This window comes from Paraburkholderia sp. BL9I2N2 (assembly GCF_004339745.1).
GTDB lineage: Bacteria > Pseudomonadota > Gammaproteobacteria > Burkholderiales > Burkholderiaceae > Paraburkholderia.
Genome location: NZ_SMGP01000002.1, coordinates 855,297 through 879,727 on the forward strand (window position 1 = coordinate 855,297; position 24,431 = coordinate 879,727).

At 64.5% G+C, this 24,431-nt stretch carries 26 protein-coding genes and 2 pseudogenes; 12 read left to right on the plus strand and 16 right to left on the minus strand.

All coding sequences use genetic code 11. From position 1 onward, the window contains the following. Positions 1–56 precede the first annotated feature (56 nt). Positions 57–752 (plus strand): TetR family transcriptional regulator, encoded by a 696-nt coding sequence (locus B0G74_RS25765; protein WP_132377673.1) that lies wholly within the window; start codon positions 57–59, stop codon positions 750–752. Positions 753–826: 74 nt separating this feature from the next. Here the strand turns inward: B0G74_RS25765 and B0G74_RS25770 are convergent, their stop codons facing one another. Genes B0G74_RS25770 through aroQ form a run of 3 tightly spaced genes read right to left on the minus strand, consistent with a single transcriptional unit; the run spans position 827 to position 3,601 of the window. Continuing rightward, positions 827–2,197: an MFS transporter gene (locus B0G74_RS25770; RefSeq protein WP_132377674.1), complete on the minus strand. Its 1,371-nt coding sequence runs from the start codon at positions 2,195–2,197 to the stop codon at positions 827–829. Between the two features lie 49 nt (positions 2,198–2,246). Continuing rightward, positions 2,247–3,149, minus strand: coding sequence for a shikimate dehydrogenase (locus B0G74_RS25775; protein WP_132377675.1), 903 nt, complete (start codon positions 3,147–3,149; stop codon positions 2,247–2,249). After that, entirely contained in the window at positions 3,146–3,601 is a 456-nt protein-coding gene (gene aroQ, locus B0G74_RS25780; protein ID WP_132377676.1) for a type II 3-dehydroquinate dehydratase, read from the minus strand. The genes B0G74_RS25775 and aroQ overlap by 4 nt, the downstream gene beginning before the upstream one ends. A gap of 322 nt (positions 3,602–3,923) precedes the next feature. Here aroQ and B0G74_RS25785 point away from each other — a divergent pair. From B0G74_RS25785 to B0G74_RS25795, 3 genes and pseudogenes are all read left to right on the plus strand, one after another. Continuing rightward, positions 3,924–5,808 (plus strand): annotated as a pseudogene (locus B0G74_RS25785) (TIM barrel protein). Positions 5,809–5,998: 190 nt separating this feature from the next. Continuing rightward, positions 5,999–6,331, plus strand: coding sequence for a hypothetical protein (locus B0G74_RS25790; protein WP_132377677.1), 333 nt, complete (start codon positions 5,999–6,001; stop codon positions 6,329–6,331). A gap of 145 nt (positions 6,332–6,476) precedes the next feature. After that, on the plus strand, positions 6,477–6,737 hold the full coding sequence (locus B0G74_RS25795) for a hypothetical protein (RefSeq protein WP_132377678.1): 261 nt from the start codon (positions 6,477–6,479) through the stop codon (positions 6,735–6,737). 111 nt (positions 6,738–6,848) lie between these two features. On the opposite strand, the gene B0G74_RS25800 is transcribed toward B0G74_RS25795, so the two are convergent. The 6 genes from B0G74_RS25800 to B0G74_RS25825 all read right to left on the minus strand — a co-directional run bounded on the left by B0G74_RS25800 (position 6,849) and on the right by B0G74_RS25825 (position 11,813). Continuing rightward, entirely contained in the window at positions 6,849–7,178 is a 330-nt protein-coding gene (locus tag B0G74_RS25800) for a hypothetical protein (RefSeq protein WP_007177862.1), read from the minus strand. Positions 7,179–7,188: 10 nt separating this feature from the next. After that, the gene (locus tag B0G74_RS25805; protein WP_132377679.1) at positions 7,189–7,956 is read right to left on the minus strand and encodes an AraC family transcriptional regulator; all 768 of its coding nucleotides are present in this window, start codon (positions 7,954–7,956) and stop codon (positions 7,189–7,191) included. A gap of 219 nt (positions 7,957–8,175) precedes the next feature. Next, positions 8,176–9,465: an FAD-dependent oxidoreductase gene (locus tag B0G74_RS25810; protein ID WP_132377680.1), complete on the minus strand. Its 1,290-nt coding sequence runs from the start codon at positions 9,463–9,465 to the stop codon at positions 8,176–8,178. Next, positions 9,462–9,740, minus strand: coding sequence for a (2Fe-2S)-binding protein (locus tag B0G74_RS25815; protein WP_132377681.1), 279 nt, complete (start codon positions 9,738–9,740; stop codon positions 9,462–9,464). Before B0G74_RS25815 ends, B0G74_RS25810 begins: the two co-directional genes overlap by 4 nt. Continuing rightward, positions 9,733–10,860, minus strand: coding sequence for an FAD-dependent oxidoreductase (locus tag B0G74_RS25820; protein ID WP_132377682.1), 1,128 nt, complete (start codon positions 10,858–10,860; stop codon positions 9,733–9,735). Before B0G74_RS25820 ends, B0G74_RS25815 begins: the two co-directional genes overlap by 8 nt. Continuing rightward, complete coding sequence (locus tag B0G74_RS25825) at positions 10,857–11,813, minus strand: 4-hydroxyproline epimerase (RefSeq protein WP_132377683.1); 957 nt, start codon at positions 11,811–11,813, stop codon at positions 10,857–10,859. The genes B0G74_RS25820 and B0G74_RS25825 overlap by 4 nt, the downstream gene beginning before the upstream one ends. A 348-nt stretch (positions 11,814–12,161) precedes the next feature. On the opposite strand from B0G74_RS25825, the gene B0G74_RS25830 reads away from it, so the two are divergent. Continuing rightward, on the plus strand, positions 12,162–13,067 hold the full coding sequence (locus B0G74_RS25830) for a dihydrodipicolinate synthase family protein (RefSeq protein WP_132377684.1): 906 nt from the start codon (positions 12,162–12,164) through the stop codon (positions 13,065–13,067). Positions 13,068–13,087: 20 nt separating this feature from the next. Here B0G74_RS25830 and B0G74_RS25835 read toward each other — a convergent pair whose 3' ends face one another. Beyond that, entirely contained in the window at positions 13,088–13,828 is a 741-nt protein-coding gene (locus B0G74_RS25835) for a response regulator transcription factor (RefSeq protein WP_132377685.1), read from the minus strand. A 400-nt stretch (positions 13,829–14,228) separates the two neighbouring features. Here B0G74_RS25835 and B0G74_RS25840 point away from each other — a divergent pair, with 400 nt between their 5' ends. Continuing rightward, complete coding sequence (locus B0G74_RS25840) at positions 14,229–15,530, plus strand: MFS transporter (protein ID WP_132377686.1); 1,302 nt, start codon at positions 14,229–14,231, stop codon at positions 15,528–15,530. Positions 15,531–15,684: 154 nt separating this feature from the next. After that, on the plus strand, positions 15,685–17,160 hold the full coding sequence (locus B0G74_RS25845; RefSeq protein ID WP_207915698.1) for an MFS transporter: 1,476 nt from the start codon (positions 15,685–15,687) through the stop codon (positions 17,158–17,160). 115 nt (positions 17,161–17,275) lie between these two features. Here the strand turns inward: B0G74_RS25845 and B0G74_RS25850 are convergent, their stop codons facing one another. The 6 genes from B0G74_RS25850 to B0G74_RS25875 form a co-directional block, all read right to left on the minus strand. Next, the gene (locus B0G74_RS25850; protein WP_132377688.1) at positions 17,276–17,548 is read right to left on the minus strand and encodes a hypothetical protein; all 273 of its coding nucleotides are present in this window, start codon (positions 17,546–17,548) and stop codon (positions 17,276–17,278) included. Positions 17,549–17,612: 64 nt separating this feature from the next. Beyond that, positions 17,613–18,044, minus strand: coding sequence for a DoxX family protein (locus tag B0G74_RS25855; RefSeq protein WP_132377689.1), 432 nt, complete (start codon positions 18,042–18,044; stop codon positions 17,613–17,615). Between the two features lie 213 nt (positions 18,045–18,257). Beyond that, positions 18,258–18,665: a VOC family protein gene (locus tag B0G74_RS25860; protein WP_132377690.1), complete on the minus strand. Its 408-nt coding sequence runs from the start codon at positions 18,663–18,665 to the stop codon at positions 18,258–18,260. A 155-nt stretch (positions 18,666–18,820) separates the two neighbouring features. Beyond that, on the minus strand, positions 18,821–19,285 hold the full coding sequence (locus B0G74_RS25865) for an RbsD/FucU domain-containing protein (RefSeq protein ID WP_132377691.1): 465 nt from the start codon (positions 19,283–19,285) through the stop codon (positions 18,821–18,823). A gap of 120 nt (positions 19,286–19,405) precedes the next feature. Further along, positions 19,406–19,789 carry a hypothetical protein gene (locus B0G74_RS25870; protein ID WP_132377692.1) on the minus strand — a complete coding sequence of 128 codons (384 nt, stop codon included), beginning with the start codon at positions 19,787–19,789 and terminating at the stop codon, positions 19,406–19,408. Between the two features lie 27 nt (positions 19,790–19,816). Further along, a complete protein-coding gene (locus tag B0G74_RS25875) occupies positions 19,817–20,185 on the minus strand; it encodes a nuclear transport factor 2 family protein (RefSeq protein WP_132377693.1) in 369 nt (122 codons plus the stop codon). Between the two features lie 275 nt (positions 20,186–20,460). On the opposite strand from B0G74_RS25875, the gene B0G74_RS25880 reads away from it, so the two are divergent. The 5 genes and pseudogenes from B0G74_RS25880 to B0G74_RS25900 all read left to right on the plus strand — a co-directional run bounded on the left by B0G74_RS25880 (position 20,461) and on the right by B0G74_RS25900 (position 24,170). Continuing rightward, positions 20,461–20,832 (plus strand): type II toxin-antitoxin system RelE/ParE family toxin, encoded by a 372-nt coding sequence (locus B0G74_RS25880; RefSeq protein ID WP_132377694.1) that lies wholly within the window; start codon positions 20,461–20,463, stop codon positions 20,830–20,832. After that, positions 20,829–21,131, plus strand: coding sequence for an addiction module antidote protein (locus tag B0G74_RS25885; protein ID WP_132377695.1), 303 nt, complete (start codon positions 20,829–20,831; stop codon positions 21,129–21,131). Before B0G74_RS25880 ends, B0G74_RS25885 begins: the two co-directional genes overlap by 4 nt. 165 nt (positions 21,132–21,296) lie before the next feature. Continuing rightward, a complete protein-coding gene (locus tag B0G74_RS25890) occupies positions 21,297–22,163 on the plus strand; it encodes a helix-turn-helix transcriptional regulator (protein ID WP_243658304.1) in 867 nt (288 codons plus the stop codon). A 72-nt stretch (positions 22,164–22,235) separates the two neighbouring features. After that, positions 22,236–22,772, plus strand: a complete 537-nt coding sequence (locus tag B0G74_RS25895) for a GNAT family protein (RefSeq protein WP_132377697.1) — start codon at positions 22,236–22,238, stop codon at positions 22,770–22,772. 173 nt (positions 22,773–22,945) lie between these two features. Continuing rightward, positions 22,946–24,170, plus strand: a pseudogene (locus tag B0G74_RS25900) (YeeE/YedE family protein). Positions 24,171–24,431: the final 261 nt, after the last annotated feature.

Consider the following 24,431-nt stretch of genomic DNA (forward strand, 5'->3'; position numbering starts at 1 on the left):
TCCAGAGGCCAATTTCGCCATGCTAGAATGCGCCGTCACTGCCGCTCGAATACACAATGAAAAAGGGAAGCAAGGCCGCCGAGCCTGATACCAACGGCATCCCGTCCGACAGTCCGCGTACCGACGCCCGGCGCAAGTACGATCCCGAACAGACGAAGCGCAACATCCTCGAGGTCGCGACCCAGGAGTTCTCCGCGATGGGACTGACGGGCGCACGCGTCGACGCGATCGCGGAGCGCACGAACACCACCAAGCGCATGCTGTACTACTACTTCGGCAGCAAGGAAGGGTTGTACCAGGCGGTGCTGGAAAAGGTGTATGGAGACATTCGCGCGCTCGAACAGGATCTGCACGTCAGCGAACTCGATCCGATCGAGGGGATGCGCGCACTCGTCGAGTTTACGTTTGACTATCACGACAGGCAGCGCGATTTCGTGCGCCTCGTGACGATCGAAAATATTCACGGCGCGAAGTACGTCGAGCAGGTCAAGACGTTCAAAGGCCGCAACGTCACCGTGATTCATACGATCGAGGATCTGCTGACGCGCGGCATCGCGGCCGGGCAGTTTCGCAGCGACATCGATCCGATCGATCTGCATCTGCTGATCAGTTCGCTGTGCTTTCACCGCGTCGGCAATCGCCATACCTTCGGCACGGCGTTCGGGCGCGATCCGTCGCATCCGCGTTTGCGTGCGCGGCATCGCGCCATGATCGTCGATGCGGTGCTGCGGTTCGTGCGCAAGGACGATTGACGCCTGTAAGCCTCAAGTAAAAACGGGACGTGGCCTGCGTCACGTCCCGTTTTTTTCGTCCGGCGCGAGGCCGCTCAATCCACCAGCACGATCCGCTTGATATCTCCGACGATGAAGATGTACGACAGCGCGCCGACCAGTGCGATCGCGCCGATGAACACCAGCGCCCCGACAAACGAGCCGGTTGCCGCGACGATGAAACCCACCACCAGCGGCGTCACGATGCCGGCCAGGTTCGCCGCGAAGTTGAAGATGCCGCCGGTCACGCCGAGCAGGCCGTCCGGCGCGATGTCGGACACCAGCGTCCAGCCGAGTGCGGCCATGCCCTGCGCGAAAAACGCCACCGACAGAATCGCGATCACCAGCAGGTTGCTCTCGACATAGTTGGCGAGAATGATGGTCGACGCGAGCAGCAGGCCGGCAATGATCGGCAGCTTGCGCGCCACGTTCGGCGACTTGCCGCGGCGCAACAGCCAGTCGGAGAAGAAGCCGCCGAACATCACGCCGATCGACGCGGCAATGAACGGCATGATCGCGAAGAAGCCGATCTTTAGCCACGCCATATGGCGTTCGGTGGCGAGATACGTCGGAAACCAGGTGAGGAAGAACACCAGCGTCGAGTTGCCGGCGAACTGGCCGAGGCAAATGCCCGTCAGTTGACGATGCTTGAGCAAGCGTCCGATGGTGCGCCATTCGAAGCCGCTCTTCGCCGATACGAGCTTGCTGGCTGCCGCCTCAGCGTCCTTCTTCCGATGCGTGAGACCGCCGCCCGCTTCGATATAGTCGAGCTCCGCCTGATTCGCCGACGGATGATCGCGCGGCTCACGATAGAACATCCACCAGATCACGCCGAACACGAGGCCCACGCCGCCCACCACGTAGAACAGCGAACGCCAGCCGAACGCGCCCATCAGCATGAACAGGAATGGGCTGAAAAAAGCGAGGCCGATATATTCGCCGACCGTGTACGTGCCGGTCGCCATCGCGCGTTCGCTCTGCGGGAACCACGTGGCCACCACGCGGCTATTGGTCGGGAAGCACGGCGCCTCCGAGACGCCGAGGCCGAGGCGGAATGCGAACAACGCGCCGATGCCATGCACCAAGCCTTGCGCTAGCGTGCACAGGGACCAGAAGGTCATCGACAGGAAATACGTGACCTTGCTGCCGAAACGGTCGAGAAACAGGCCGCCCGGAATTTGCGCGGCCACATAGCTCCAGGAAAACACGGAAAACAGCAGCCCCATCAGCGCGGCGTTGATGCCGAGCTCCTTGGTCAACTGTGGCGCCGCGATGCCGAGCACCGTACGGTCGAGATAATTGATCATCGTCCCGACCGCGAGCAGCGCCAGAATCTGAAAGCGGGCTTTCGAGCGGCGCCCGGTGCTCACCGTGACGCCTTGCGGCGTGGCGGTGTCGATGGGACTGGATTGAATCGGTTGCTGCATATGGTGTGCGTCTCCTCGATCGGGTTGTTACCGGTTGGCGCGCTGCCGGTTAGCGTTGCAACAACGACTGAAAATGGGTGTAGACCCGTTCCCCGTCCGGTTCGAGACCGGTGAAAATGCGCATGGCGTCGACCGCCTGATACACCGCCATGCCGCCGCCGCTCAGCGTGCGGCAGCCGAGCGCTTCCGCCGCTTGCAAAAGCGCGGTGCGGATCGGGAAATAGACGATGTCCGAGACCCACAGATCGCGGTGCAGCAATTCGACCGGCAACGGCAAGCCGGGCAATTTCGCCATGCCGGTCGGCGTCGCGTGAATCAGGCCATTGGCGGCCGCGAGCGATTCGGCGAGCGAACTGCCGGCGCTGACGGTGGCGGCCGGAAAGCGCTTCTGCAATTCCTCGGCGAGCGACGCGGCGCGCGTGGCGTCCACATCGAATAGCGTGAGCGATTTCGCGCCCATGTTCAGCGCCGCGTGCGCGACCGCCGCGCCGGCGCCGCCCGCGCCAAGCTGCACGACGCGCTCCAGCGACACGTCCGGCAAACCGCGCTGGAATGCACGCGCGAAACCTGACCAATCCGTGTTGTGACCGATGCGTTTGCCGTCCTTGAACAGCACCGTGTTGACCGCGCCGAGTGCGCGCGCGTCGTCGGACAGTTCGTCGAGCAGAGGAATGACGGCCTGCTTGCACGGGTACGTGATGTTCAGACCGTTGTAGCCCATGCGTTCGGCGGCCATCAGCAGATCGGGCAGCGAGGCGACGTCGAGTTTCAGCGCTTCCAGATCGATACGCCGGTACACATAGTGCAGACCGAGCTTGCTGCCCTCTTCCTCGTGCATCGCGGGCGTCAGCGATCCGCTGATGCCCGCGCCGATCAGGCCGACCAGATAGGAATGAGGTGTTGCCTGTGAGTTCGTTTGTACGTTCGCTTGTGAGTTCGCTTGTGAGTTCATTTCGCCGCCCTATCCTTAAGAATGGTCGCCATCCGCTCCAAAGCCAACACATAGCCCTGCGTGCCGCAACCGATGATGATCGCGTCCGCCACGGCCGACACGTACGAGTGATGCCGGAACGCCTCGCGGCGATGCACGTTTGAAATATGCACTTCGATGACCGGCTTTTCGATTGCCGAAAGCGCGTCGGCGATGGCCACCGACGTATGCGTGTAGGCCGCCGGATTGATCACGATGCCGTCGACCTTGGTACGCGCCGCGTGCAGCCAGTCGATCAGTTGATGTTCGGCATTCGACTGGCAGAAGTCGATCGCGAGATTCAGGCGCTCTCCCGCATCGCGGCAAAGCTTCGCGACGTCGTCGAGCGTTTCCGAGCCATAGATGGTCGACTCGCGCGTGCCGAGCAGATTGAGGTTTGGTCCGTTGAGGACCAGTACTGACGCAAAACTCATGACAACCACTCCTGCTAAGTAAGGCAAGAAGCCAGCCACGGCGAGCGCCGTGGTTTTGCAACCTGAGCGAAGTGTGCGCGCATTGAGCGCCGCCGTCATTCGGGGTTTCTACGAATTTGTACCATCTAGTTAGTTTGTATAAACTGTCGATAACTTCGGTTACAGTGGGTGATTGTGGCCTGCCTCTTGCCGATGCGTGTAACGAACTGGTCCATTTTCCGCATTGCAGCATGCCAGCCAGCGGGATCTGCGAGCGGTCGCGCGCCCCGGCCGTTGCGCGCCCTATTCAACAGCCGTTTGATTGTTTTAGCAGGAGCCGTCCATGCAACGTTCGATTGCCACCGTGTCGATCAGCGGAACCCTCGTCGAAAAGCTGACCGCGATCCAGGCGGCGGGCTTCGAAGGCGTCGAGATCTTCGAGAACGATTTGCTGTATTTCGACGGCTCGCCCGCCGACGTGCGGCGCATCGCTGAAGATCTCGGGCTGAAGATCATGCTGTTTCAGCCATTCCGCGATTTCGACGGTGTCAGCCCGGAGCGCCTCGAGCGCAATCTCGACCGCGCGAAGCGTAAGTTCGACGTCATGCATGAACTGGGCACAGACCGCATTCTGGTGTGCAGCAACGTTTCGCCCGACACCATCGGCGACGATGCGCTGATGACCGACCAACTCGGCGCGCTGGCCCGCGCGGCTGAGGCGGCCGGCGTGATCGCGGGCTATGAAGCGCTTGCGTGGGGCAAGCACGTCAAGACCTACCGGCACGCGTGGAAGCTCGTGAACGCCGTGAATCATCCCAATCTCGGGCTCGTGCTCGACAGCTTTCACACGCTGTCGCTCGACGACACGGTGGACGCGATCGCCGACATTCCGGGCGACCGCATCGCCTTCGTGCAGATTGCCGATGCGCCGAAGCTCGCCATGGACGTGCTCGAATGGAGCCGCCACTATCGCTGCTTCCCGGGCCAAGGCGATTTCGATCTGGCCAATTTCACGGCGCAGGTCGTGAAAACGGGCTACAGCGGGCCGCTTTCGCTGGAAATTTTCAACGACGGCTTTCGCGCCGCCCCCACCACCATCACAGCCGCGGACGGTCATCGCTCGCTGCTGTTCCTCGAGGAACAGACTCGCGCGCTGCTCGACAGCACGCAGCAGCCGATCGGTGACCTCTACCGCTCGCCGGCGGCGCCCGCGCACGTCGGCTATCAGTTTCTCGAGTTCGCGGTGGACCACACCACGCGCGCGCAACTCGTCGACTGGCTCGGCAAACTGCGCTTTCGCGAGGCGGGCCGCCATCGGTCGAAAGAAGTCACGCTGTATCAGCACGGCGCGGCTTCGATCGTGCTGAACGCGGAGCCGGATTCGTTCGCCAACGCGTTTTTTCCAGCAGCATGGCTTGTCGCTGTGCGCGTCGGCGTTTCGCGTGGACGACGCCAATCAGGCGTTCGAGCGCGCCGCCGGCTTCGGCTACGCGCCGTTTTCCGGGCAAATCGGCCCGAACGAGCGTGTGCTGCCCGCCGTGCAGGCGCCGGACAGCAGCCTGAACTATTTCGTCGACGAAACGCCGGATCAGCCCACCTTGTTCGAGGCCGATTTCGTCCTCACCGACATCAACGGCCCGACCGAAGTGGGGCCGCTCAGCCGCATCGACCATGTGTGCCTATCGGTGCCGGCGAATTCGCTGGATACGTGGGTGCTGTTTCTGCGGACCGCTTTGGGCTTCCAGGCCGAGCCCGGCGTGCTGGTGCCCGATCCATACGGCCTCGTGCGCAGCCGCGCGCTGCGCAGCCACGACGGCTCGGTGCGCATCGTGCTGAATGCCTCCGTGGACCATCACACGGCGGTGGCCGAGGCGCTGCATACCTATCACGGCTCTGGTCTGAACCACGTCGCCTTCAGCACCAGCGACATTTTCAGCGCGATTCCTGAGTTCGTCGCCGACGGCTTGCCGGTGCTGCGCATCCCGCGCAATTACTACGAGGATCTGGCCGCGCGCTACGCGCTGCCGGACGACACGCTCGACGCATTGCGCGTCAATAACATCCTCTACGACCGCGACGAGCGCGGCGGCGAGTTTTTCCACGCTTACACGGAGCAGCTCGACCAGCGCTTCTTCATGGAGATCGTCGAGCGGCGCGGCGGTTACGACGGCTATGGCGCGGCCAATGCTGCCGTGCGGCTCGCCGCGCAGGCTCAGCGGCGCAAATAGGCATCCAACGCGTCACGCAGGCGAATTCGGGTCCGGCGATTCCGGCCAGGCGGGCACGGCGTGTGCGGCATCGGCGGGGGTAGCCGCGCCGCACCGATATAATGTCGCCTGATTCGCGGTCGATGCCGCGCGGCTGTGGCACGTGCGGGCGTCGCACGTATCGTCAGCCGAATGTAACGCCAGGAGAGATATGAAGAAGTTTGCCGTAGTCCTGTCAGTTCCCCTGCTCCTCAGCGCTTGCGCGTACTTCCAGAAGAATCCGGATGCCGGCGAGCCGGTCACGGACACCAACACGCAGCGCTCCGTCAACGACGTGGTCGCGTGCCTCACGCAACTGGCCACCAGCCACGACGCCGCGTTCAAATCCACGGCGATCCCGCAAGGCCAGATGCTCGACTTCGGCGACTCGAATATCGTCAAGGTGCGTAGCGACAACGGCGCGACGACTTACCGTTTCTATGCGGGCAAGCGCCACGTGAACAACCTGTGGATCGAGTCGGCGGGCAAAACCTGCGCCCCGTAAGGGTTTGCGGACGTAAGTGTGACAATCGGTAACATGGTCAGGTGCAATCATCGTGTCACGGTGTTACAGGACAATGGTGTCTTAAGAATCGTTTAAGACTTCGTCCGCATCATCCACCCGACACTATTCCGCACAAGGTGCGACCATGAACCAGCCCGATCACAACACGAACGACGCACCGGCGCCGGCCAAGCGGCCTACCATCCTGCGCCGCCTGCTGAGCCACCACGAGCTGGCGACGTTGCTGCTGTTGCTGCACGCGCCGATCGACGCGTCCGCGAAACCCGAAATTCCGCAGCTTCACGAAGCCGGCCTGATCGAAACGATTTCCGGCGACGCCGGCGCTTCGCATATCCGTTTGACGCCCGAAGGGAACGCCGTGCTGCGCGGCCTCGGTGTGAAGTGACGCGCGCTGTTCAATTGCGTTCGAAGGCGCGCACGTACAGGTCTCGGGCCCTTTTTTAACAGCCGAGCGCCGGCCGGATCCTTTGACGAACGCCACGCCGCATTACACGGCTCACGCCTGCCACACGCCGTACCCCGCTTCACGTAGTCCGATCGCCAATTCCACTTCCATGTCCTGTGCGCCGCGGTAAGGCATGGGATTGAATACCTCATACAGTTCGGGCACGAGGCGCAAGCCATAATCGCGCACATAGCGATTGGCCTGGATGCCGGCCTTATGCCGGTCGAAGCGCAGATCCGGGTCCAGTCCCGTCATTCCCACATACACGCAAGGCTTGTCGAACCGGTAGTCCGGATTCGCACGGCGAAAACGCGCCTCGTTCCAGACCTTGTCGTCCAGCGCGACGACGTAGACGTAGTAATGATGCTTGCGACGGGCCATGTGCAGCGGTTCAGCTCCGCGAAGTACCGTGCAGCAGCATGCGGTATTCGGTCGGCGTCACGCCGACTGTCGCCTTGAATTGCCGTGTGAACGCGCTGTGGTCGGTGTAGCCGCACAGCGCGGCGACGTCGGTGACCTTGTCGTGCGAAACCAGCAGCGCGGTGGCGGCGTCCAGCCGGGTTTTCAGTAGCACCTGACGCGGTGTCAGATGAAACACTTTGTGAAAGTAGCGCTCCAGTTGCGCGACGGACATATCCGCCATGGCCGCAAGCTGCTTCAGATTCAACGGCTGAACGTAATTTTCCTGGATGGACTGAACGACCGCGGCGAGACGGCTGTAGGCCGGGTGACTGCTTTCGTCCGCTTTCAGATCGCGGGAAATGCCGGCGAGGCCGACCACCTTGCCGGCGGGATCGCGCAGCGGCTGCTTGCAGGTCAGACACCAGCCCGGCTGGCGGCCGGGATACAGATGCAGTTCCAACTGATCGATCATCTGATTGCCGACGTTGATGATCGCCTTGTCCTGCGCCGTGTAGATGCGCCCGAAGCGGCGCGGGAACACGTCCTCGGCGGTCCGGCCGAGCAGCGCGGACTTTTCTTTGAAGCCGCAACGCGACGCTAGCGTGCGATTGACCAGCGCGTAACGCGCCTCGGCGTCCTTGACGAAGAACACGACGTCCGGCATCGCGTCGAACACCGGCTCGAGCAGCCTGAAGTGCGACAGCATGCCGGACAGCGTTGCATCGTCCGGTTCGAGCGGATGAGCCAGCGTGTTCATCGTGCGGGTTCCGTTGGTCCGTGCGTTGATGGGGGCGGTCGGGCGAGCGTTCGGTATTTTCGGCGTTGGGTTGTTACGGTTGCTCTGTTGCCGGGTGACGGTTGCCGCCTGACGAGCGACGCTCGGGGCTTGCAGCCTCGTGCCAGCGGCCTGGTCCGTGCGGTCGATTATAGGGCCGCGCCGCCGCCGACAATATCCGTTGACTTGTCGGTGAACGGGTCATTCAAGCTGGGGCGGCTCCGCGACCGCCGCCATCAACGTGCCGATTTGCGCTGGACTGAAGGGCGGGCGCGGCGCGCCGGACTGCCAGCCGAAGTACAGGTTCGCCGCCGTGCCGCAGATTCGTCCCTGGCAGGCGCCCATGCCGCAGCGGGTGTGGAGCTTGGCTTCGCGCCAGTCGGCGAAGGCGCGCACCTCGCCGATACTCACGTCCTCGCAGCGGCACAGCAGCGTGGCATCGGGCGGCGGTGTGCGCGCGGCGCCCCGCAGGGCGAAGGCGGTTTCGACGCGGCGGCCGAATCGGCGCCAGCGCGCGCGCTGCGCGTCGAGGGCGGCATGGTCCGCGGCGGCGCCACCGCTTGCCAGGAGGCCGGCAACCTCACCTTCCACGCCGGCCAGTTCAGCGCCGCCGATGCCGGTGCACTCGCCCGCCGCGAATACGCCCTCGACAGACGTCCGCTGCTCGTGGTCGACGACGATCTCGCCCGCTTCACTGATCGCGCAACCGAGCGCCTGAGCCAGCGTGATGTTCGGCACGAGTCCATAGCCGCAGGCGATGCGGTCGCAATCGAGCGTGACGCGTTTGCTGTCGCGGCCGCGCCGGATGGTGACACGCTCGACTCGGCCGTCGCCCTGCGCCTCTTCCACGATGCTGCCGGTCCAGTAACGCAGGCCCGCGAACCCGCGCGTCATGCCGACGGCTTGCCGCAACTTGGCCGGCGCGGCCAGTAGCGAGATGCCGAAACGCGCGACGTCAAACGCCGAAGCTTGCTCCACCACTGCCACCACCTGTGCGCCCGCCGCGCGCGCAGTGGCGAGTGCCGCGATCAGCAAAGGCCCGCTGCCGGCAATCACGATCCGCTCGCCACCCACCGGCATGCCGCCTTTGATGAGCGCCTGCAGCGCGCCCGCGCCGGTCACGCCGGGCAAGGTCCAGCCGGCGAACGGCAGAAGCCGCTCATGTGCGCCGGTCGCCAGGATCAGGTGCTCATAGGTGACGCAGACGCCGCCGTGCTCCGCCGATTCGAGCAGCAAGCCGCGTAGACCCAGCGGCGCGATCACGCGAGTCGACGGCCAGTGCGTGATGGTGCTTTGCCCGCTGACCGCAGTGAGGAGGTTATGCAACGGCGCTTGCGGCGCGTGGCCTGGACCTTGACGCCAGATCTGGCCGCCCGCGCGTGGATTGTCGTCAAGGAGCGCCACAGATGCGCCCGCGCGCGCAGCGGCCGCCGCGGCGTTCAGACCAGCGGGACCGGCGCCGACGATGACAATGTCGAAGCGCTGTCTCATCGCGTGCCCGCCCCGTCCTGGGTATGAACGTTCTGGCCTTCGCGGCACAGAGTCTGACACGCCAGCGCATGCGCCCGGCCGTCGATCGTCACGCGACACTCCTGACACACGCCCATGCCGCACAGCGCGGCGCGAGGCTGGCCGTTCACCGATAGGCGCGTGCCGTGAACGCCAGCCAGGACGAGCGCCGCGGCCACGGTTGTGCCGGCTTCGACATCGATACGGTGGCCGTCGATCGTCAAGCTGACGCGTGTCGTGGCGCTCGCGCTACTCATGAATCACTTTCTCAACAAAACGAACCGGCAAATAAGGCTCGACAGGAATCGGCGCGAGGGTCCCTACAATCTGCGCGGCAAGCAGCTTCGCGGTGGCAAGCGATGTCGTCACGCCCAAACCCTCATGACCGGTGGCAAGCCATACGCCGGGAGCAAATTCGCCGGCCGGACCGATCAGCGGCAGGCCGTCCGGCGAGGCCGCGCGAAACCCGGTCCACGCGCGAATGCCGTTGAGCGTCGGCAGCACCGGCAGATAATGCGCGGCACGTTGGAGCATCTGCGCGAGCACAGGCATCTCGACGGTGGGGTCCGTGGTGTCGAACTGGCGCGACGAGCCGATCAGCAACTGCCCCGTGGGCCGCGGTTGCGCGTTGAACGCCACCGAGGTGCCGACCGCGTGATGCGCACTCTTGATGTACCCGAGCTCGAGCAATTGATGCCGGATCAGTCCGGGATAGCGGTCCGTGATCAGCAGATGGCCTTTCTTCGGCTGCAAGGGCAGCGACGGCACCAATTGCTGCGCACCCAACCCATTGGCCACGATGACTTGCCCTGCGCCAACACGCTCGCCGTCAGCAAGCGTCACACCGCTCGCGTCAACCGACGTCACCGTCGCGCCCAGTCGCACACGGATATTCGCGGCGCCCGGCGACCGCGTCAGCAGCCATTCAGCGACGGTCGGCGCATACACGATGCTGTCGTGCTCGATCCGCAAACCGCCCGCCATCGACGCCGCCAGCGCCGGCTCGCAAGCCCGCAACGCGGGCGCGTCGAGCAATTGCGCGACAACGCCCTGAGCCTCGAACGCGGCATGCATTGAACGGGCGGCCTGCCACTCCTCATCGTCGGCGGCGACCCAGAGCGTGCCGCAGCGCGCGAACGCGTCGCGTGGACGCAGTTGCGGCGCGAGATCCAGCCACAAGTCTCGTGAATAGCGGCTCAGCGCGAATTCCGCCGGCGAGTCATTCATCACGACGATGTGACCCATGCCCGCCGCCGTTGCGCCGCCACCGATGCCCTGCGCGTCGAGCACCTCGACGCGCATGCCGAGCGCCGCCAGTTCCGCCGCGCACGCCGCGCCGACAATCCCCGCCCCGACGATCAGCGCGTCCGCCGTCATGCCGTGCGGATGCCCCAGGCGAAGGGATCGCGCTCATCGAAGCACAGGCGCGCCTCTGCCGTGACGTACGCGTGACCGGTGATGGTGGGAATCACGTGAGCGCCATCGCCGGCATGGCGATAGCTCGCCTCGAACACGCTGCCGATAATGCTCTCCTGCCGCCATACCGCGCCTTCAGCCAGTTTGCCGTCGGCCGCGAGGCAGGCCACCTTGGCGCTCGTGCCGGTGCCGCATGGCGAGCGGTCGTAAGCACTGCCGGGGCAAAGCACGAAGTTGCGGCTGTCGACGCCATCGCGCGAACCGGGTCCGAATAACTCGATGTGGTCGATCAACGCGCCATCCGCGCCGGTGATGCGCTGCGCGATCAGCGCGTCGCGAATCGCCCCGCTGAACGCCGTCAATTCGCCGATCCGCGACGCCTCCAGCGCGCGCCCGTGGTCGGCGACGAGAAAGAACCAGTTGCCACCCCAGCCGATATCGCCGGTCAACACGCCGTGGCCCGGCACGTCCACCCGCACGGATTCGCGATAGCGATACGCCGGCACGTTGCGCACGGCGACACTGCCGTCGTCGTTGAGCGTCGCTTCGACAATGCCGACCGGCGTCTCGATCCGATGCCGCCCCGGCCCGATCCGTCCCAGGTACGCCAGCGAGACGACGAGGCCGATCGTGCCGTGCCCGCACATGCCGAGATAGCCGACGTTGTTGAAAAAGATCACGCCGGCCGCGCACGTCGGGTCGTCCGGCTCGCAGAGCAGCGCGCCCACCACCACGTCCGAGCCGCGCGGTTCGGTGACGATGCCCGCGCGCCAGTCGTCGAACTGGGTGCGGAACACGTCGAGCCGTTGCGCCAGTGTGCCGCCGCCGAGATCCGGGCCGCCCGACACCACGAGGCGGGTCGGTTCACCGCCGGTGTGCGAGTCGATGATGTCCAAGGTTTTCATGATGCTCATGGTAGAAACCGCGGCCGGTCGAGTCTTGGTGTGCTTGCGCGTGGATTGTGACGATTTCGGCATAGTTTCGCGATGCCGGGCGACCTCACGCCGCCGCCCGGACCGCGGCCCGTGTACCTGCGCTGGACGCACGACGGGCATGACCCCGAGCACATGCCGTCGTGCCGGTCACGCGCTCTAGACGCGCCTCGCCCGCCATCCTGAAATAGGCCATCCGCCTTGTTCCGGCGATACTACGGGCAAAGCGACTGTGCTGAAATCGTCATCCGTCGCGCGCGATTCACGCAAGACGGCGGGATTTTCCCTGCTTACACTGCGCTTGAACTCATCACACTCAGGAGAGCAGTCGTGGCGCATATCTGGGAAGGCGTATTGCCCGCAGTCACCACCAAATTCAACGCGGATTTCAGCATAGACCGTGCGTGGACCGGCAAGAATATCGAGGCGCAGATCGACGCGGGTGTGGACGGCATCATCGTGTGCGGATCGCTGGGCGAAGCGTCGACGCTCTCGCTGGATGAAAAGCTGCAAGTGCTCGACATCGCTGTCGAAGCCTCGCGCGGCCGCGTTCCGGTCCTGTTGACGATCGCCGAGAACAGCACGCTCGACGCCTGCCGTCAGGCCGAAGCGGGCAGCCGTCATGGCGCGGCCGGTTACATGGTCCTGCCGGGGCTGCGTTACCTGTCGGACCGCCGCGAGACGCTGCACCATTTCCGCAGCGTCGCCGACGCGAGCGCGCTGCCGCTGATGATCTACAACAATCCGCTCGCCTACGGCGTCGACATGACGCCCGACATGTTCGCGGAAATCGCCGACGAGAAGAAGATCGTCGCGATCAAGGAATCATGCGGCGATGTACGGCGCGTGACCGACCTGATCAACGCGGTCGGCGACCGTTTCGCGATTCTCTGCGGCGTCGACAATCTCGCGATGGAGGCGATCCTGATGGGCGCGCATGGCTGGGTGGCCGGTCTCGTGTGCGCGTTTCCGCGTGAGACCGTGGTGATCTACAAGTTGCTGAAGGCGGGACGCCTCGAGGAAGCGCGGGCGATCTACCGCTGGTTTGCGCCGCTGCTCGCGCTCGACGTATCGGCGAAGCTGGTGCAGAACATCAAGCTCGCCGAAGCGATCGTCGGACTGGGCACGGAGCCGGTGCGCCCGCCCCGTCTGCCGCTGGCCGGCGACGAACGCAAGGCGGTCGAAGCATTGATTCGCAAGGCGCTCGAAACACGCCCCGCGCTGCCGCAGATTTGATCTGACGCGGCTGGTTGACTTCAGGCCGCTTTCTTCTCGACATCGATATCCGCATCGATATCGGCGGCTGCGCCCTGACGCAAATGCAGCAGCCGGTAGCCGCTTTTATACACCGGCTGCAGCCGGAATTCGTTTTGCGGCTCGATTTCGAGCAGAAGGCGCAGCCGCGAAACGTGACTGTCGATCGTGCGGGTGAATTCGCGGAACTCGCGGCCCCACACCATCGCAAAGATGTGATCGCGCGACAGCACGCGTCCGATGTTGGAGAAGAACAGCGACGCCAGACGGTACTGCGTGCCGGACAACTGGACCGGCTCGCCGCGCAGCATGACGAGTTGGCGGTGCGTGTCGAAGTGGTACGGACCGACGTCGAAGCTCGCGGAGCTGAAGCGGTCCGGATACGCCCGCCGCAGCAGCGCCGCGACCCGCTCGCGGAACTCGGCCGCGCGCAGCGGCAGCGCGACATAGTCGTCCGCGCCGGCGACGAACGCGCGCACGATGTTTTCCTCCGCCGTGTCCACCGATGCGAACATGACCGGCAGACGGTCGCCGCCCACCGCGCGCGCCGCGCGCAAAACATCGGCGCCGGACAGACGCAGGCCGTGCCAGTCGAGCACCAGCAGATCCACGGTGGAACGCGCGAGCGTTCTCGACATGCTCAGGCCGTCGTCAAAGGTCGTGCAGGAATGCCCGGTGGCCGTCAGGACCTTTTCGATCGACTGACGCATGACCAGGTCACGTTGAAGAATGGCAATACGCATGGGATGACTCGTAACTGATAGCTCGGACGCGATTCTCAGAGGCGGGCCCGATCCATCCCATAGGAGCAATCCTAATTTACATATGAATCAATCCGCTCGGACAAAGCCGCTCTGCATTCCTACATTCGCCAGGGAAAAGTCCCGAAAACACTGTCGTCGCGCTCGCTTCCGAAAAGGCACATTCCCGGGAACTTTTCTCAATCTAATTAAGGACTTCCCGAAGCATTCCGCTTTCATCCTGTAAAATCCCCGCCTGGCCTTAATCGTCATCGCGCTTGCCCTACCCGGGCGGCGTGCCGGTGTCCCGTGCTCTACCCAGCGCTTGCCACACTTCTCGCCCGACGACCGCCGTATTTCCACGCGCTACGTGTGGCTCCCAATTCAAGACAAGACACAAGCAATGCAAGCGACAAATCTGGGTGGAGCGCAGGCTGTCACCCCACGCCCTCTTGGGCGCAGCGATTACAAGACGCTCGGCCTCGCCGCCCTCGGCGGGGCGCTGGAGTTCTACGACTTCATCATCTTCGTATTTTTCGCGCCGGCGATCGGCCAGCTATTCTTCCCGGCGGCAATGCCGGACTGGCTGCGCCAGGTGCAAACCTTCGGCATCTTCGCCGCGGGCTATCTGGCGCGGCCGCTCGGCGGCATCATCATGGCGCACTTCGGCGATCTGTTCGGCCGCAAGCGCATGTTCACACTGAGCGTGCTGCTCATGTCGGTGCCGACGCTGATGATGGGCCTGCTGCCCACCTACGCCAGCATCGGCGTGCTGGCGCCGGTCCTGCTGCTGCTGTTTCGCGTGATGCAAGGCGCGGCGGTCGGCGGCGAAGTGCCGGGCGCCTGGGTGTTCGTCTCGGAGCACGTGCCGCAGCGGCACATCGGCTATGCGTGCGGCACGCTGACGGCCGGCCTCACGGCGGGCATCCTGCTCGGCTCGCTGATTGCCTCGGCGGTGAACCGCAACTTCGCGCCGGCGGAAATCTCCGCGTACGCGTGGCGCATTCCGTTCCTGGTGGGCGGCGTGTTCGGCATGTTCTCGGTCTACCTGCGCCGCTGGCTGCATGAGACGCCGGTGTTCGCCGAACTCAAGCAGCGCAAGGCAATCGCCGCCGAAGTGCCGCTCAAGGCCGTGCTGCGCGACCACGGCCGCGCCGTGATCGTCTCGATGCTGCTCACGTGGATGCTCTCGGCCGCGATCGTCGTGGTGATTCTGATGACGCCGACGCTGCTGCAAAAGCAGTTCCATATCGCGCCGGCCACCGCGCTGCTGGCGAACTGCGTGGCGACGCTGTGCCTGACGATCGGTTGCGTGATGGCGGGCTCGATTGCCGGGCGCATCGGCGCGGGGCGCACGATTTTCATCGGCGGCCTGGCGCTGGCGGTGACGTACTACGTGATGTTTCAGCAACTCGCCGCCGACACCTCGGCGCTGGTGCCGCTGTACGCGCTGGCGGGCCTGTTCGTCGGCGTGATTGGCGCGATTCCGTTCGTGATGGTCAAGGCGTTCCCGCCAGTGGTGCGCTTCTCGGGCATCTCGTTCTCGTACAACGTGGCGTACGCCGTGTTCGGCGGCCTTACACCGATCGCCGTGTCGCTGATGATGAAGTCGAACCCGATGGCCGCGCCGATGTACGTCGGCGCGATCTGCATTCTCGGCGCACTGACCACGCTGTTCATCAAGGACGCGCCGCAGAAGCGCTGATCGGCTGCTTGTGCTTTGCAACGACGGCGCACCGCAAACGGTGCGCCGTTTTTGTTTGCACCATCGGTGCTCGACGCCCTGCGCTTGCGCGTGACATCCACACTTCACGCCGCCCCGAAACATGGTGCGCTGCATCGGGCCTACGATGTATCGCATGAACTCCTCAAATTCCCCTCACTCGTCGGCACTCGGCCGTGTTCTCGCGACGGTCAGTGTCGGCTTCGTCGTCACGCAACTCGACGTGACCATCGTCAACATCGCGTTGCCGAAAATCGGCGCGGATCTGCATGCGAATGTCGCGGGCCTGCAATGGGTCGTCGACGCCTACACGCTCGCGTTCGCCGTGCTGATGTTGTCCGCCGGCGCGCTCGGCGACCGCTTCGGCGCGCGACGCCTGTACGCGGCCGGCATCGTGCTGTTCGCGCTTGCGTCGCTCGCCTGCGGCCTCGCGCTCGACGCAACCATGCTGGTCGCCGCGCGCGCAGTGCAAGGCATCGGCGCCGCCGCCATGCTGCCGAACTCGCTGGCGCTGCTCAATCAGTCGTACGGACACGATCCCAAACTGCGGGCTCGCGCAGTCGGTCTGTGGACCGCGGCGGGCGCGATTGCGATCGCGGCGGGGCCGGTGGCCGGCGGCCTGCTGATCGCGGCGTTCGGCTGGCGCAGCATCTTTCTCGTCAATCTGCCGATTTGCGCCGCCGGCTTTCTGGCCACCCTGCTTTGGGTGCCACGGCCCGAGGCCACGACGCGTCAAGGCCCGCAAGCGGCGGCAGCCGCTCGTTCCGACATGAAGCCGCGCGGCATCGATCTGAGCGGCCAGTGTCTGGCCATCGTCGCGCTGACCGCGTTCGTCGCCGCTGTGATCGAATGGCGGCCGCTAGGGCTCGGTCACCCGCTCGTGGCCGGCGGCTTCGTGCTGGCGCTCATCGCAGCGGGCGCCTTTATCGTGGTGGAATCGCGCGTCGCGGCGCCGATGCTGCCGCTCTCGCTCTTCGGCAAGCGCTCGTTCAGCGTGGCGGTGCTGTTCGGCATTTGCGTGAATCTGACCTACTACGGCATGGTGTTCGTGCTGAGCCTGTATTTGCAGCGCGTGCGCGGCTACACGCCGTTGCAGGCGGGCCTTGCCTTCCTGCCGCTGACGGGCGGCTTTCTGCTGTCGAACGTGGCGAGCGGCTGGGTGGTCGGCCGCTTCGGCGTGCGCGTGCCGATGATCGCGGGCGCGATCACGGCCGGGCTCGGTTATGGCCTGCTGCATTTCGTCGACGCCGGCACGCCGCTCATCGGCCTGCTGCTGCCGTTCCTGCTGATTCCGTCCGGCATGGGCCTCGCGGTCCCAGCGATGACCACGGCCGTGCTCGCCTCGACGGACGCGGCACGTGCAGGCACGGCGTCCGCCGTGTTGAATACCGCCCGGCAGGCAGGGGGCGCGGTCGGCGTGGCGGCTTTCGGCGCGTTGGCGAGCGGCGCGGCCGCCACGCAGATCGTCTCGGGCATGCGGGCATCGACTGCCGTCTCGGTCGGCTTGCTGGCGATCGGCGGCGTGCTGAGCTGCTTCGTGCATCCGCAACCGCAGTCGTCGGACTCCGCGCGTCGCCCTGCATGTCGCGAACGGGCCGGCGAATCGCGCTGAGTATGGCGCCTCCCGATATCGCGCGCACAAAAAATCGACCCCCGCGATGCTTGCGCATGGCGGGGGTGGTTACGGACAGTTTGTCAGTAGCGCGCTACAACCTTGTACTGCGTGGCTATAGCGACGCTTCCTGGATCGTGCCGGTGTCGATTGCGCGCTCGATCAGCCCTTCGTCTCGCGCTTTGGCGATGGCGTCGGCGATCAGCTTTTCCGGCTCCTCGATCTCGGCCTTGATCGTGCTGATGAACCCGGACGCATCCAGAACCACCAGTGTCTTCGCCGAATCAGCCAGGCTGATAATCACCCGATGCGGCGTGGGCCCTTCACCAAGACTCGCGCACAGCTGCGTAACTTTGCCGCCAATGGTTTGCTCAAAACTTTGAATCATTATTTGCTCCCTTGGTTACAGCCAGAATCGAAAGCGACCCGCACAGACTACCTCAACTGCCGTGTCAAAGCCCGAGTCCGCCACGCGGCGCTCGCGCACCGTCGATGCTGAGACGCCCCGCGCCCGTCACGAACAGCAGCAGGAAACCGCCGGCAATGCCGATGTTCTTCCAGAAATGGATGACCATGTCGCGTTGCAAGGCGGCGTCGGTGACATTCCAGAAATCGTGGCCCAGCACCGCCGCCGCCACCGTGTACACCGCCAGGATCAGCGCGAGCGGGCGCACCTTGAAGCCGACGATCAGCAACAGACCGCCGAGCGCCTCGACCGCCGTAGCAATCGGCGCGGCTACCTGCACGAACGGCACGCCCTTCGAATGCAGGTAGCCGACAAACCCCGCATAGCCCAGCAGCTTCATCACACCGCCCCACAGGAACAGCACGGCAAGGGCGATACGAGCGATGAGGATAACGCCGGAATCGACGGGACGCGACATGAGGGGCTCCTGTAAATGAATAAGCAGCAGACCCCGCCGACAGCCCGCAGTTCCCGACTTTGCACCTGACAATAGGCGGTTTGGCCGCCTTTTCCTAGCTCGGACCAGAATGAGCGGCGCGGGACGCGCCGCATGTCGGGAAGGAAAAAGGTGTCCGGGCGATCCGCTCGTTAGCGTCCGCGGTGCATGCCGACGGCGGAATCGCCGCCGTGTTTATGCTTGAGGATACGTTGCGACTTCGATCAGATTGCCGTCCGGATCGCGGCAATACACCGAGGTCATCTTGCCGCGCGCGCCGTCGCGCTCCACCGGTCCGGCCTCGATTTCGACGCCTTGGGCGAGCCAATGCGCCTTGACCTCGGCCGGGCTCGTGGTCGTGACGAAACACAGATCGGCGCTGCCGGGCACCGGCTCGCGGCCGGTGAACCACGCGACGGTATCGGCGGTCGCGGGACGCAGATTGATCTTCTGATTGCCGTAAAACATCGCCACCCGCGTGCCCGTGCGCGACTCGAACTCGGCGCGCCGCATGCCGAGCATACGTGCGTACCACGCCGCGCTGACTTCCACGTCGGCGACGTTCAGAACGAGATGATCGAGACTGTCTATCGAGAAGCTCATGGTTTTCGTCACCGTGATGTCAAGCGATGCGCCGTGGCGGATCAGGCTGATCAGCCGACGGCGATCAGACGAAAAGTTAGCACGTGCGCGAGATTCGCGTGCGGCGACCGGCACGTTGCGCGCACGGCGTTGCGCCGCGATGGCACTGACGAAAGTTACGACTGAGGCGCGTCCGGCGCGAGCAGAACGCCCTTCGTGAAGACGAAGCAACCATAGCCGCGCTCTTCACCGGTCGCGATCACGCAATACGCTTTGCGCGCCCGCTCATAAAACGCAAACCGCTCGATCGACGCGAACGGCACATCGCGCCCTTCCGCTGCGTTGATCTCGACCTGTGCCTCGCGCTGCACGGTGGGAATCGTGTGCGGCTCGCCCACCACTTCCATGCGCGACGCGGGATGCTCGATGAAGGTATCCAGCGGCATCACCGACAGCACCGCGCGAATCGCGCGCGGCGCACTCACGCCGTCGAGGCGCAGCACTTTGCCGAGGACACTCTCACGCGCAACCGAGTCGCCGGGAAAATTGGCGTCGCAGATGACGAGTTCGTCACCATGGCCCATCGCGCGCAATGCATGCAGTATGTCGGCGTTCAGCAGCGGGTCCAGATTCTTCAGCACGGTGTCTCCTTGTAGTCCAATTGGCGGTTGGCCGCCGAGGTTTGGACGGTGGTTATCGGGTCGCGCGAAGCGAGCGGTTCACGCCCGCGTTCGTGTCGGGCCGAAGCAGCAGCTGCCCGGCTAGACCGAAGCGTGTCCGCGCGTCGAATAGCATTCCAGCGGACGATTGTAGCAAGCAACGTCGCGGCCATTCGTCGAGGGTGGCGCGTGGCGGCTGCACGTTGCGTTGCCGGAGCGAGTCGTCGGCCGGACGTTTCGCATCGCCGGTAGAGACTCGGCTGCGCCGCACTGCCAGCGCAGCCAGCCGACCACCGCCAGCAGCACGAGACCCGCGCCGCCCAACACCGGCTCGCGCCAGCCCAGCAGCGCGATGAACATGAAGGCACGCGCACCGGCGAGCAGCGCGAAGCCGGCGATTGCGCTGGAAAGCGAGTCGACGGCGCCCGACAGGCGCGCCAACGCGATGGCCGTTTGGGGTGCCGTGGCAGCAGCGGGCTCGTGCATGATTGTCTCCGTAAAAAAAGGCGGTGCTCAGGCGCCGTCCGGCACCTGGTCGAGGAAGCCGGTGACGGCCCGCAAGCGTCCATGCGGATCGACCACGCCGAAGTCGGATCCCTTCACGATCGCGTCGCCCGCGGGCGTGGTCAGTTCCCATGCGAAACGCAGCCGGTCGGCAAAGCCGTCGACCTGGCCCGTACGGCGAAACGTGTGATGCGGGAAGCGCTCGTGCACCGCGCGGATCATCGCGTCGATGCCGTCGTGGCCCGCGCCTGCCAGCAGCGGGTCGCGATAGTCGGCGTCGGCGCTCCATGTCGCGGCGATCAACTCGCGACGGCGCGCGCCGTCGGTTTCGTTCCAGGCGTCGAAATAACGGTCGATCAGATCGGTATGCGCGTTCATCTTGAGACTCCTTCGTTGGCATGACTGAGCACTACGCTCGGCAGACAGGTTGTATGCGGCGGGCTCGGAGTGAAGATTGACGGCTTGGGCGCGGTGCGTCGATTACGCGGGAGGTAAGCATTCGCGCGCGTTTCGTTGTCCGTCGAATTGGCCATCCGGCCGAGTCGTCAGCCGCGGCGGCAGCCGCTAACCTCGTGTGGCGAATGGGGCCGCGCGGCGCGGCGCGCGGCATACGACGTACTCGACCGACACGGACACGGGGGCGCTTTTTCAATATGGTTTTCACACTTGCAAGACCGTATCCACACGGATACAATTCTCAACAGATCGGTTCACCACCTGTGTACACGGTCAACCGCACCGAGGAATTCGACGCCTGGCTTGCGCGGCTCGCGGATGTACGAGCGAGGGCAAAGATACTCGTGCGGATCCGGCGTGCGGAACGCGGGCATTTCGGCGACGTGAAATTGCTGGAAGACGGTGTATCCGAGATGTGCATCGACTGCGGACCGGGGTATCGGGTCTACTTCGCGCGTGAAGGGCGCATGGTGTATCTGCTGCTCTGCAGTGGTGACAAGTCCACCCAGCCGGCCGATATCAAGCATGCCAAAACAATGTGGATAGCAATCAGAGAGGAACTGTCATGAGCAAGATCAAAACCGCGCGGTTCGACGCGTCGGACTACCTCGATAGCGAGGAAGCGATTGCTGAGTATCTCAACGCAGCGCTTGAAGACGGCGACGCCGACGTCCTGCTCGCCGCTATCGCCGACATCGCCAAAGCGCGCGGTATCGCCAGAGTTGCGGCAGACGCCGGACTCGGGCGCGAAAGCCTCTACAAAACGCTCGCGCCCGGTTCGAAACCGCGCATGGACACGGTGTTCAAATTGCTGCGCGCGCTCGGCGTCAAACTCAACGCGGTGCCGGAAGGTGCGGCGGCGGCCTGAATCGCGTTTGCCGTTCTGCCGGTGCCGCAGTTCACCAGTACGTTGGATTGACTTTGCTATCAGACGCGTTTCCGGGGTTTCGTAGGCGTGGCCGGGTGTATTCCGGGGTATTCCATTACCTCCCAGGTAATGGATCGCTGGCGCGGTTTGGCTATCATCGGTGGCATGAATACACTATCTCTTGCGCAAACCGTCCCGTCGCATGCGCCGGCGGCCAGCCGCACAGTCGGCGATCTGCTGCGTGAATGGCGTCAGCGGCGAAGAATGAGCCAGTTGCTGCTTGCGGCTGAAGCCGATATTTCGACCCGGCATTTGAGCTTCGTCGAATCGGGCCGCGCGGTACCGAGCCGGGAAATGGTCATGCATCTTGCCGAACGGCTCGACGTGCCGCTGCGAGCACGCAACGCGCTGCTGGTCGCGGCCGGTTACGCGCCGCTGTTCCGGGAGCGTCCACTATCGGATCCGCAATTGGCCGCCGCGCGCGAGGCCGTCGACCTGGTGCTGAAGGGACACGAGCCCTACCCGGCGCTCGCCATCGACCGGCACTGGACCATCATTGCCGCGAACAACGCGCTCGCGCCTCTGCTGACCGGCGCCAGTCCGGAACTGCTGAAGCCGCCGGTCAATGCGCTGCGCCTGAGCTTGCATCCGGAGGGCATCGCGGCGTCGATCGTCAATTGGCATGCCTGGCGCGAGCACATACTGGCTCGGCTGCAGCGGCAAATCGACGTGAGCGGCGACGACACGCTGAGCGCGCTGCGCGAGGAGCTGGCCACCTATCCTGCGCCGCCGGACGCGGAACCGGCCGAGCACGACAACGCCGCCGTCAATCAGATCGCGGTGCCGCTGCGGCTGCGCACGCCGATCGGCGTGCTGTCGTTTTTCAGCACGACCACGGTGTTCGGCACACCGGTGGACGTGACACTCTCGGAGCTCGCCATTGAGGCTTTCTTTCCGGCCGATCAGCAAACTGCGGCGGCACTGCGCGAATTCGGCGAAAGCCATCGCGCCGAGGCAGCACGCCAACCGTAGCCTGACGGTAGAAGACGGAGCACACTCCTGCATCGAACCTTTGTCCTTTCACTCGCTGATTTACGCGGAGAGATGCACTTGAACGACAACGCCGTACTCGTACGCCAACTCGGTCCGAATGACCGCGACGACTACTTCCAGCTTCGCCTGCGTGGGTTGAAGGCGCATCCGGATTCGTTCGGCCAGAGTTACGAGGAAGCGCTCGCCAAAGGTGCGTCACAACACGAGGCAATGCTGAAGGACTCGCGTGCGGCTGAAGGCGATTTTTTGCTCGGCGCTTACGCATCGGCTGGAACACCGTTGATCGGCGTGGTCGGTCTGATCCGCAACCCTAGCGACAAGCAGCGGCACAAGGCCGCGGTGATCGGCATGTATGTCGCCCCGGAAGCCGCGGGCCGCGGCGTTGGGCGCGCGTTGCTCAACGAGTTGCTGGCGCGGGCCTCGCGCGTCGAAGGTCTACGGCAAATCCAGTTGCTGGTCGGCAGCCGCAACGAAGCTGCGAGAAAACTGTACGAGTCGTTTGGCTTTCGCAAATATGGCTGCGAGGTCGGCGCGCTGAATGTCGGCGGTGTGTTTCATGATGCGGATCTGATGGCGCTGTTTATCTAGTCGATACTGGACGCGGCGGGTATCGCCCCTCGTCACTCTCATTCAACCGCCCTGCCGCAGCACACGATCCGTGCTATCTTTTTTGACTGCCCTTTCGGCATACTCGCCCCGAACGTGGCTATCCAGCCGTCCTCGGGCTGCCTTCGACCCGTCGCTTGTCAGTCAACTCACACATGTCCGACCTCTCCACTTCGCTCCCGCGTGTGCCACGCCGTTTCGATATCAATCCGAAACCGCTCGGCGCCGCCCTCGTTCTGATCGCGCTCGGCGCCGTTTATCTGGCGCAGACGGTCAGCGGCCGCCAGGCGGCGCTCTATCTTGTCGGCGCCCTGCTCGGCATGTCGCTTTACCACGCGGCATTCGGCTTTACGTCGGCATGGCGGCTTTTTATCGCCGACGGCCGTGGCGCCGGCCTGCGCGCCCAAATGCTGATGCTCGCGCTCGGCGTATTGCTGTTTTTTCCCCGCGCTACAGGCCGGCACGCTGTTCGGCCATCCGGTCGTCGGGCTTGTCGCGCCGGCGGGCACGTCCGTGCTGGTCGGGGCGTTCATGTTCGGTATCGGCATGCAATTGGGCGGTGGCTGCGCGTCCGGCACGTTGTACACCGTGGGTGGCGGCAGCACCCGCATGATCGTTACGCTGGCGGCATTCGTTATCGGCTCGGTCGTCGCGACCGCGCATATGCCGTTCTGGACCGCCTTGCCGTCGCTCAAGCCGCTCTCATTGGTGAGCGCGCTCGGCGCGGGCTGGGCCATCGCGCTGAACCTGGTCATGTTCGCGGCCATCGCGGCACTTACCGTTCTGATCGAACGGCGCCGTCATGGCCAACTGATCAATGAGCCGCCGCGCCAGCCGCATACGTCGCCGTGGCTGCACGGTCCGTGGCCGCTGTTCGTCGGCGCGATTGCGCTGGTTCTGCTCAACTTCGCGACGCTGGCGCTCTCCGGGCGCCCGTGGGGCGTGACGTCGGCGTTCGCGCTCTGGGGCGCCAAGTTCTTTGCCGTGCTCGGCATCGACGTGGCCAACTGGCCGTATTGGGCCGCTCACGCCAACGCGGGCTCCCTCGCCGCTCCTGTTACACACGACGTCACCTCGGTGATGGATATCGGCATCGTGCTCGGCGCGATGGCGGCCGCGGCGCTGGCCGGACGTTACGCACCGGTGTGGAAAGTGCCGGCGCGCTCACTGATTGCGGCGGTGGTCGGCGGCCTGATGCTGGGCTACGGAGCCCGTCTGGCCTACGGTTGTAACATCGGCGCCTACTTCAGCGGCATCGTGTCAGGCAGCTTGCACGGCTGGCTGTGGCTGGTCGCCGCCTTTGCCGGGAATGTGCTGGGCACACGCCTGCGGCCGGCGTTCGGTCTCGAAGTCGAACGCGTTCGCGCTAACGGCTGCTAGAAGTTACGCAAGAAGTTACAAATGCGGCTCCGTTTGTAACTGGGGTCGCTCCAACCTGTTACATCTCTGTTTTGTCCCCATAGCAGCGCTTTAGAGCGGTATTTATTACTCTATATTGAGCTCGCTTTCTATTTCCTTTCTGCGCTCACCTGGAATTACCGACCGACTTGCGGGCAGCGCCGTTTGCTCATACGAATGAACGAAACGCCCGTCATACAAGGGTTTTCATGGATCAGACAAAAATCCTCGATGGCGGAAAAT

Coding starts and splice junctions, on each gene's coding strand:
- B0G74_RS25870 (WP_132377692.1), bottom strand. CDS start 19,789: ATGCACGAGCCCGCTGCTGCCACGGCACCCCAAACGGCCATCGCGTTG.
- B0G74_RS25800 (WP_007177862.1), bottom strand. CDS start 7,178: ATGGCCCGTCGCAAGCATCATTACTACGTCTACGTCGTCGCGCTGGAC.
- B0G74_RS25840 (WP_132377686.1), top strand. CDS start 14,229: ATGCAAGCGACAAATCTGGGTGGAGCGCAGGCTGTCACCCCACGCCCT.
- B0G74_RS25790 (WP_132377677.1), top strand. CDS start 5,999: ATGAAGAAGTTTGCCGTAGTCCTGTCAGTTCCCCTGCTCCTCAGCGCT.
- B0G74_RS25890 (WP_243658304.1), top strand. CDS start 21,297: ATGAATACACTATCTCTTGCGCAAACCGTCCCGTCGCATGCGCCGGCG.
- B0G74_RS25820 (WP_132377682.1), bottom strand. CDS start 10,860: ATGACGGCGGACGCGCTGATCGTCGGGGCGGGGATTGTCGGCGCGGCG.
- B0G74_RS25885 (WP_132377695.1), top strand. CDS start 20,829: ATGAGCAAGATCAAAACCGCGCGGTTCGACGCGTCGGACTACCTCGAT.
- B0G74_RS25825 (WP_132377683.1), bottom strand. CDS start 11,813: ATGAGCATCATGAAAACCTTGGACATCATCGACTCGCACACCGGCGGT.
- B0G74_RS25875 (WP_132377693.1), bottom strand. CDS start 20,185: ATGAACGCGCATACCGATCTGATCGACCGTTATTTCGACGCCTGGAAC.
- B0G74_RS25845 (WP_207915698.1), top strand. CDS start 15,685: ATGAACTCCTCAAATTCCCCTCACTCGTCGGCACTCGGCCGTGTTCTC.
- B0G74_RS25770 (WP_132377674.1), bottom strand. CDS start 2,197: ATGCAGCAACCGATTCAATCCAGTCCCATCGACACCGCCACGCCGCAA.
- B0G74_RS25835 (WP_132377685.1), bottom strand. CDS start 13,828: ATGCGTATTGCCATTCTTCAACGTGACCTGGTCATGCGTCAGTCGATC.
- B0G74_RS25860 (WP_132377690.1), bottom strand. CDS start 18,665: ATGAGCTTCTCGATAGACAGTCTCGATCATCTCGTTCTGAACGTCGCC.
- B0G74_RS25795 (WP_132377678.1), top strand. CDS start 6,477: ATGAACCAGCCCGATCACAACACGAACGACGCACCGGCGCCGGCCAAG.
- B0G74_RS25810 (WP_132377680.1), bottom strand. CDS start 9,465: ATGAGACAGCGCTTCGACATTGTCATCGTCGGCGCCGGTCCCGCTGGT.
- B0G74_RS25855 (WP_132377689.1), bottom strand. CDS start 18,044: ATGTCGCGTCCCGTCGATTCCGGCGTTATCCTCATCGCTCGTATCGCC.
- B0G74_RS25765 (WP_132377673.1), top strand. CDS start 57: ATGAAAAAGGGAAGCAAGGCCGCCGAGCCTGATACCAACGGCATCCCG.
- B0G74_RS25895 (WP_132377697.1), top strand. CDS start 22,236: ATGCACTTGAACGACAACGCCGTACTCGTACGCCAACTCGGTCCGAAT.
- B0G74_RS25850 (WP_132377688.1), bottom strand. CDS start 17,548: ATGATTCAAAGTTTTGAGCAAACCATTGGCGGCAAAGTTACGCAGCTG.
- aroQ (WP_132377676.1), bottom strand. CDS start 3,601: ATGAGTTTTGCGTCAGTACTGGTCCTCAACGGACCAAACCTCAATCTG.
- B0G74_RS25815 (WP_132377681.1), bottom strand. CDS start 9,740: ATGAGTAGCGCGAGCGCCACGACACGCGTCAGCTTGACGATCGACGGC.
- B0G74_RS25880 (WP_132377694.1), top strand. CDS start 20,461: ATGGTTTTCACACTTGCAAGACCGTATCCACACGGATACAATTCTCAA.
- B0G74_RS25805 (WP_132377679.1), bottom strand. CDS start 7,956: ATGAACACGCTGGCTCATCCGCTCGAACCGGACGATGCAACGCTGTCC.
- B0G74_RS25775 (WP_132377675.1), bottom strand. CDS start 3,149: ATGAACTCACAAGCGAACTCACAAGCGAACGTACAAACGAACTCACAG.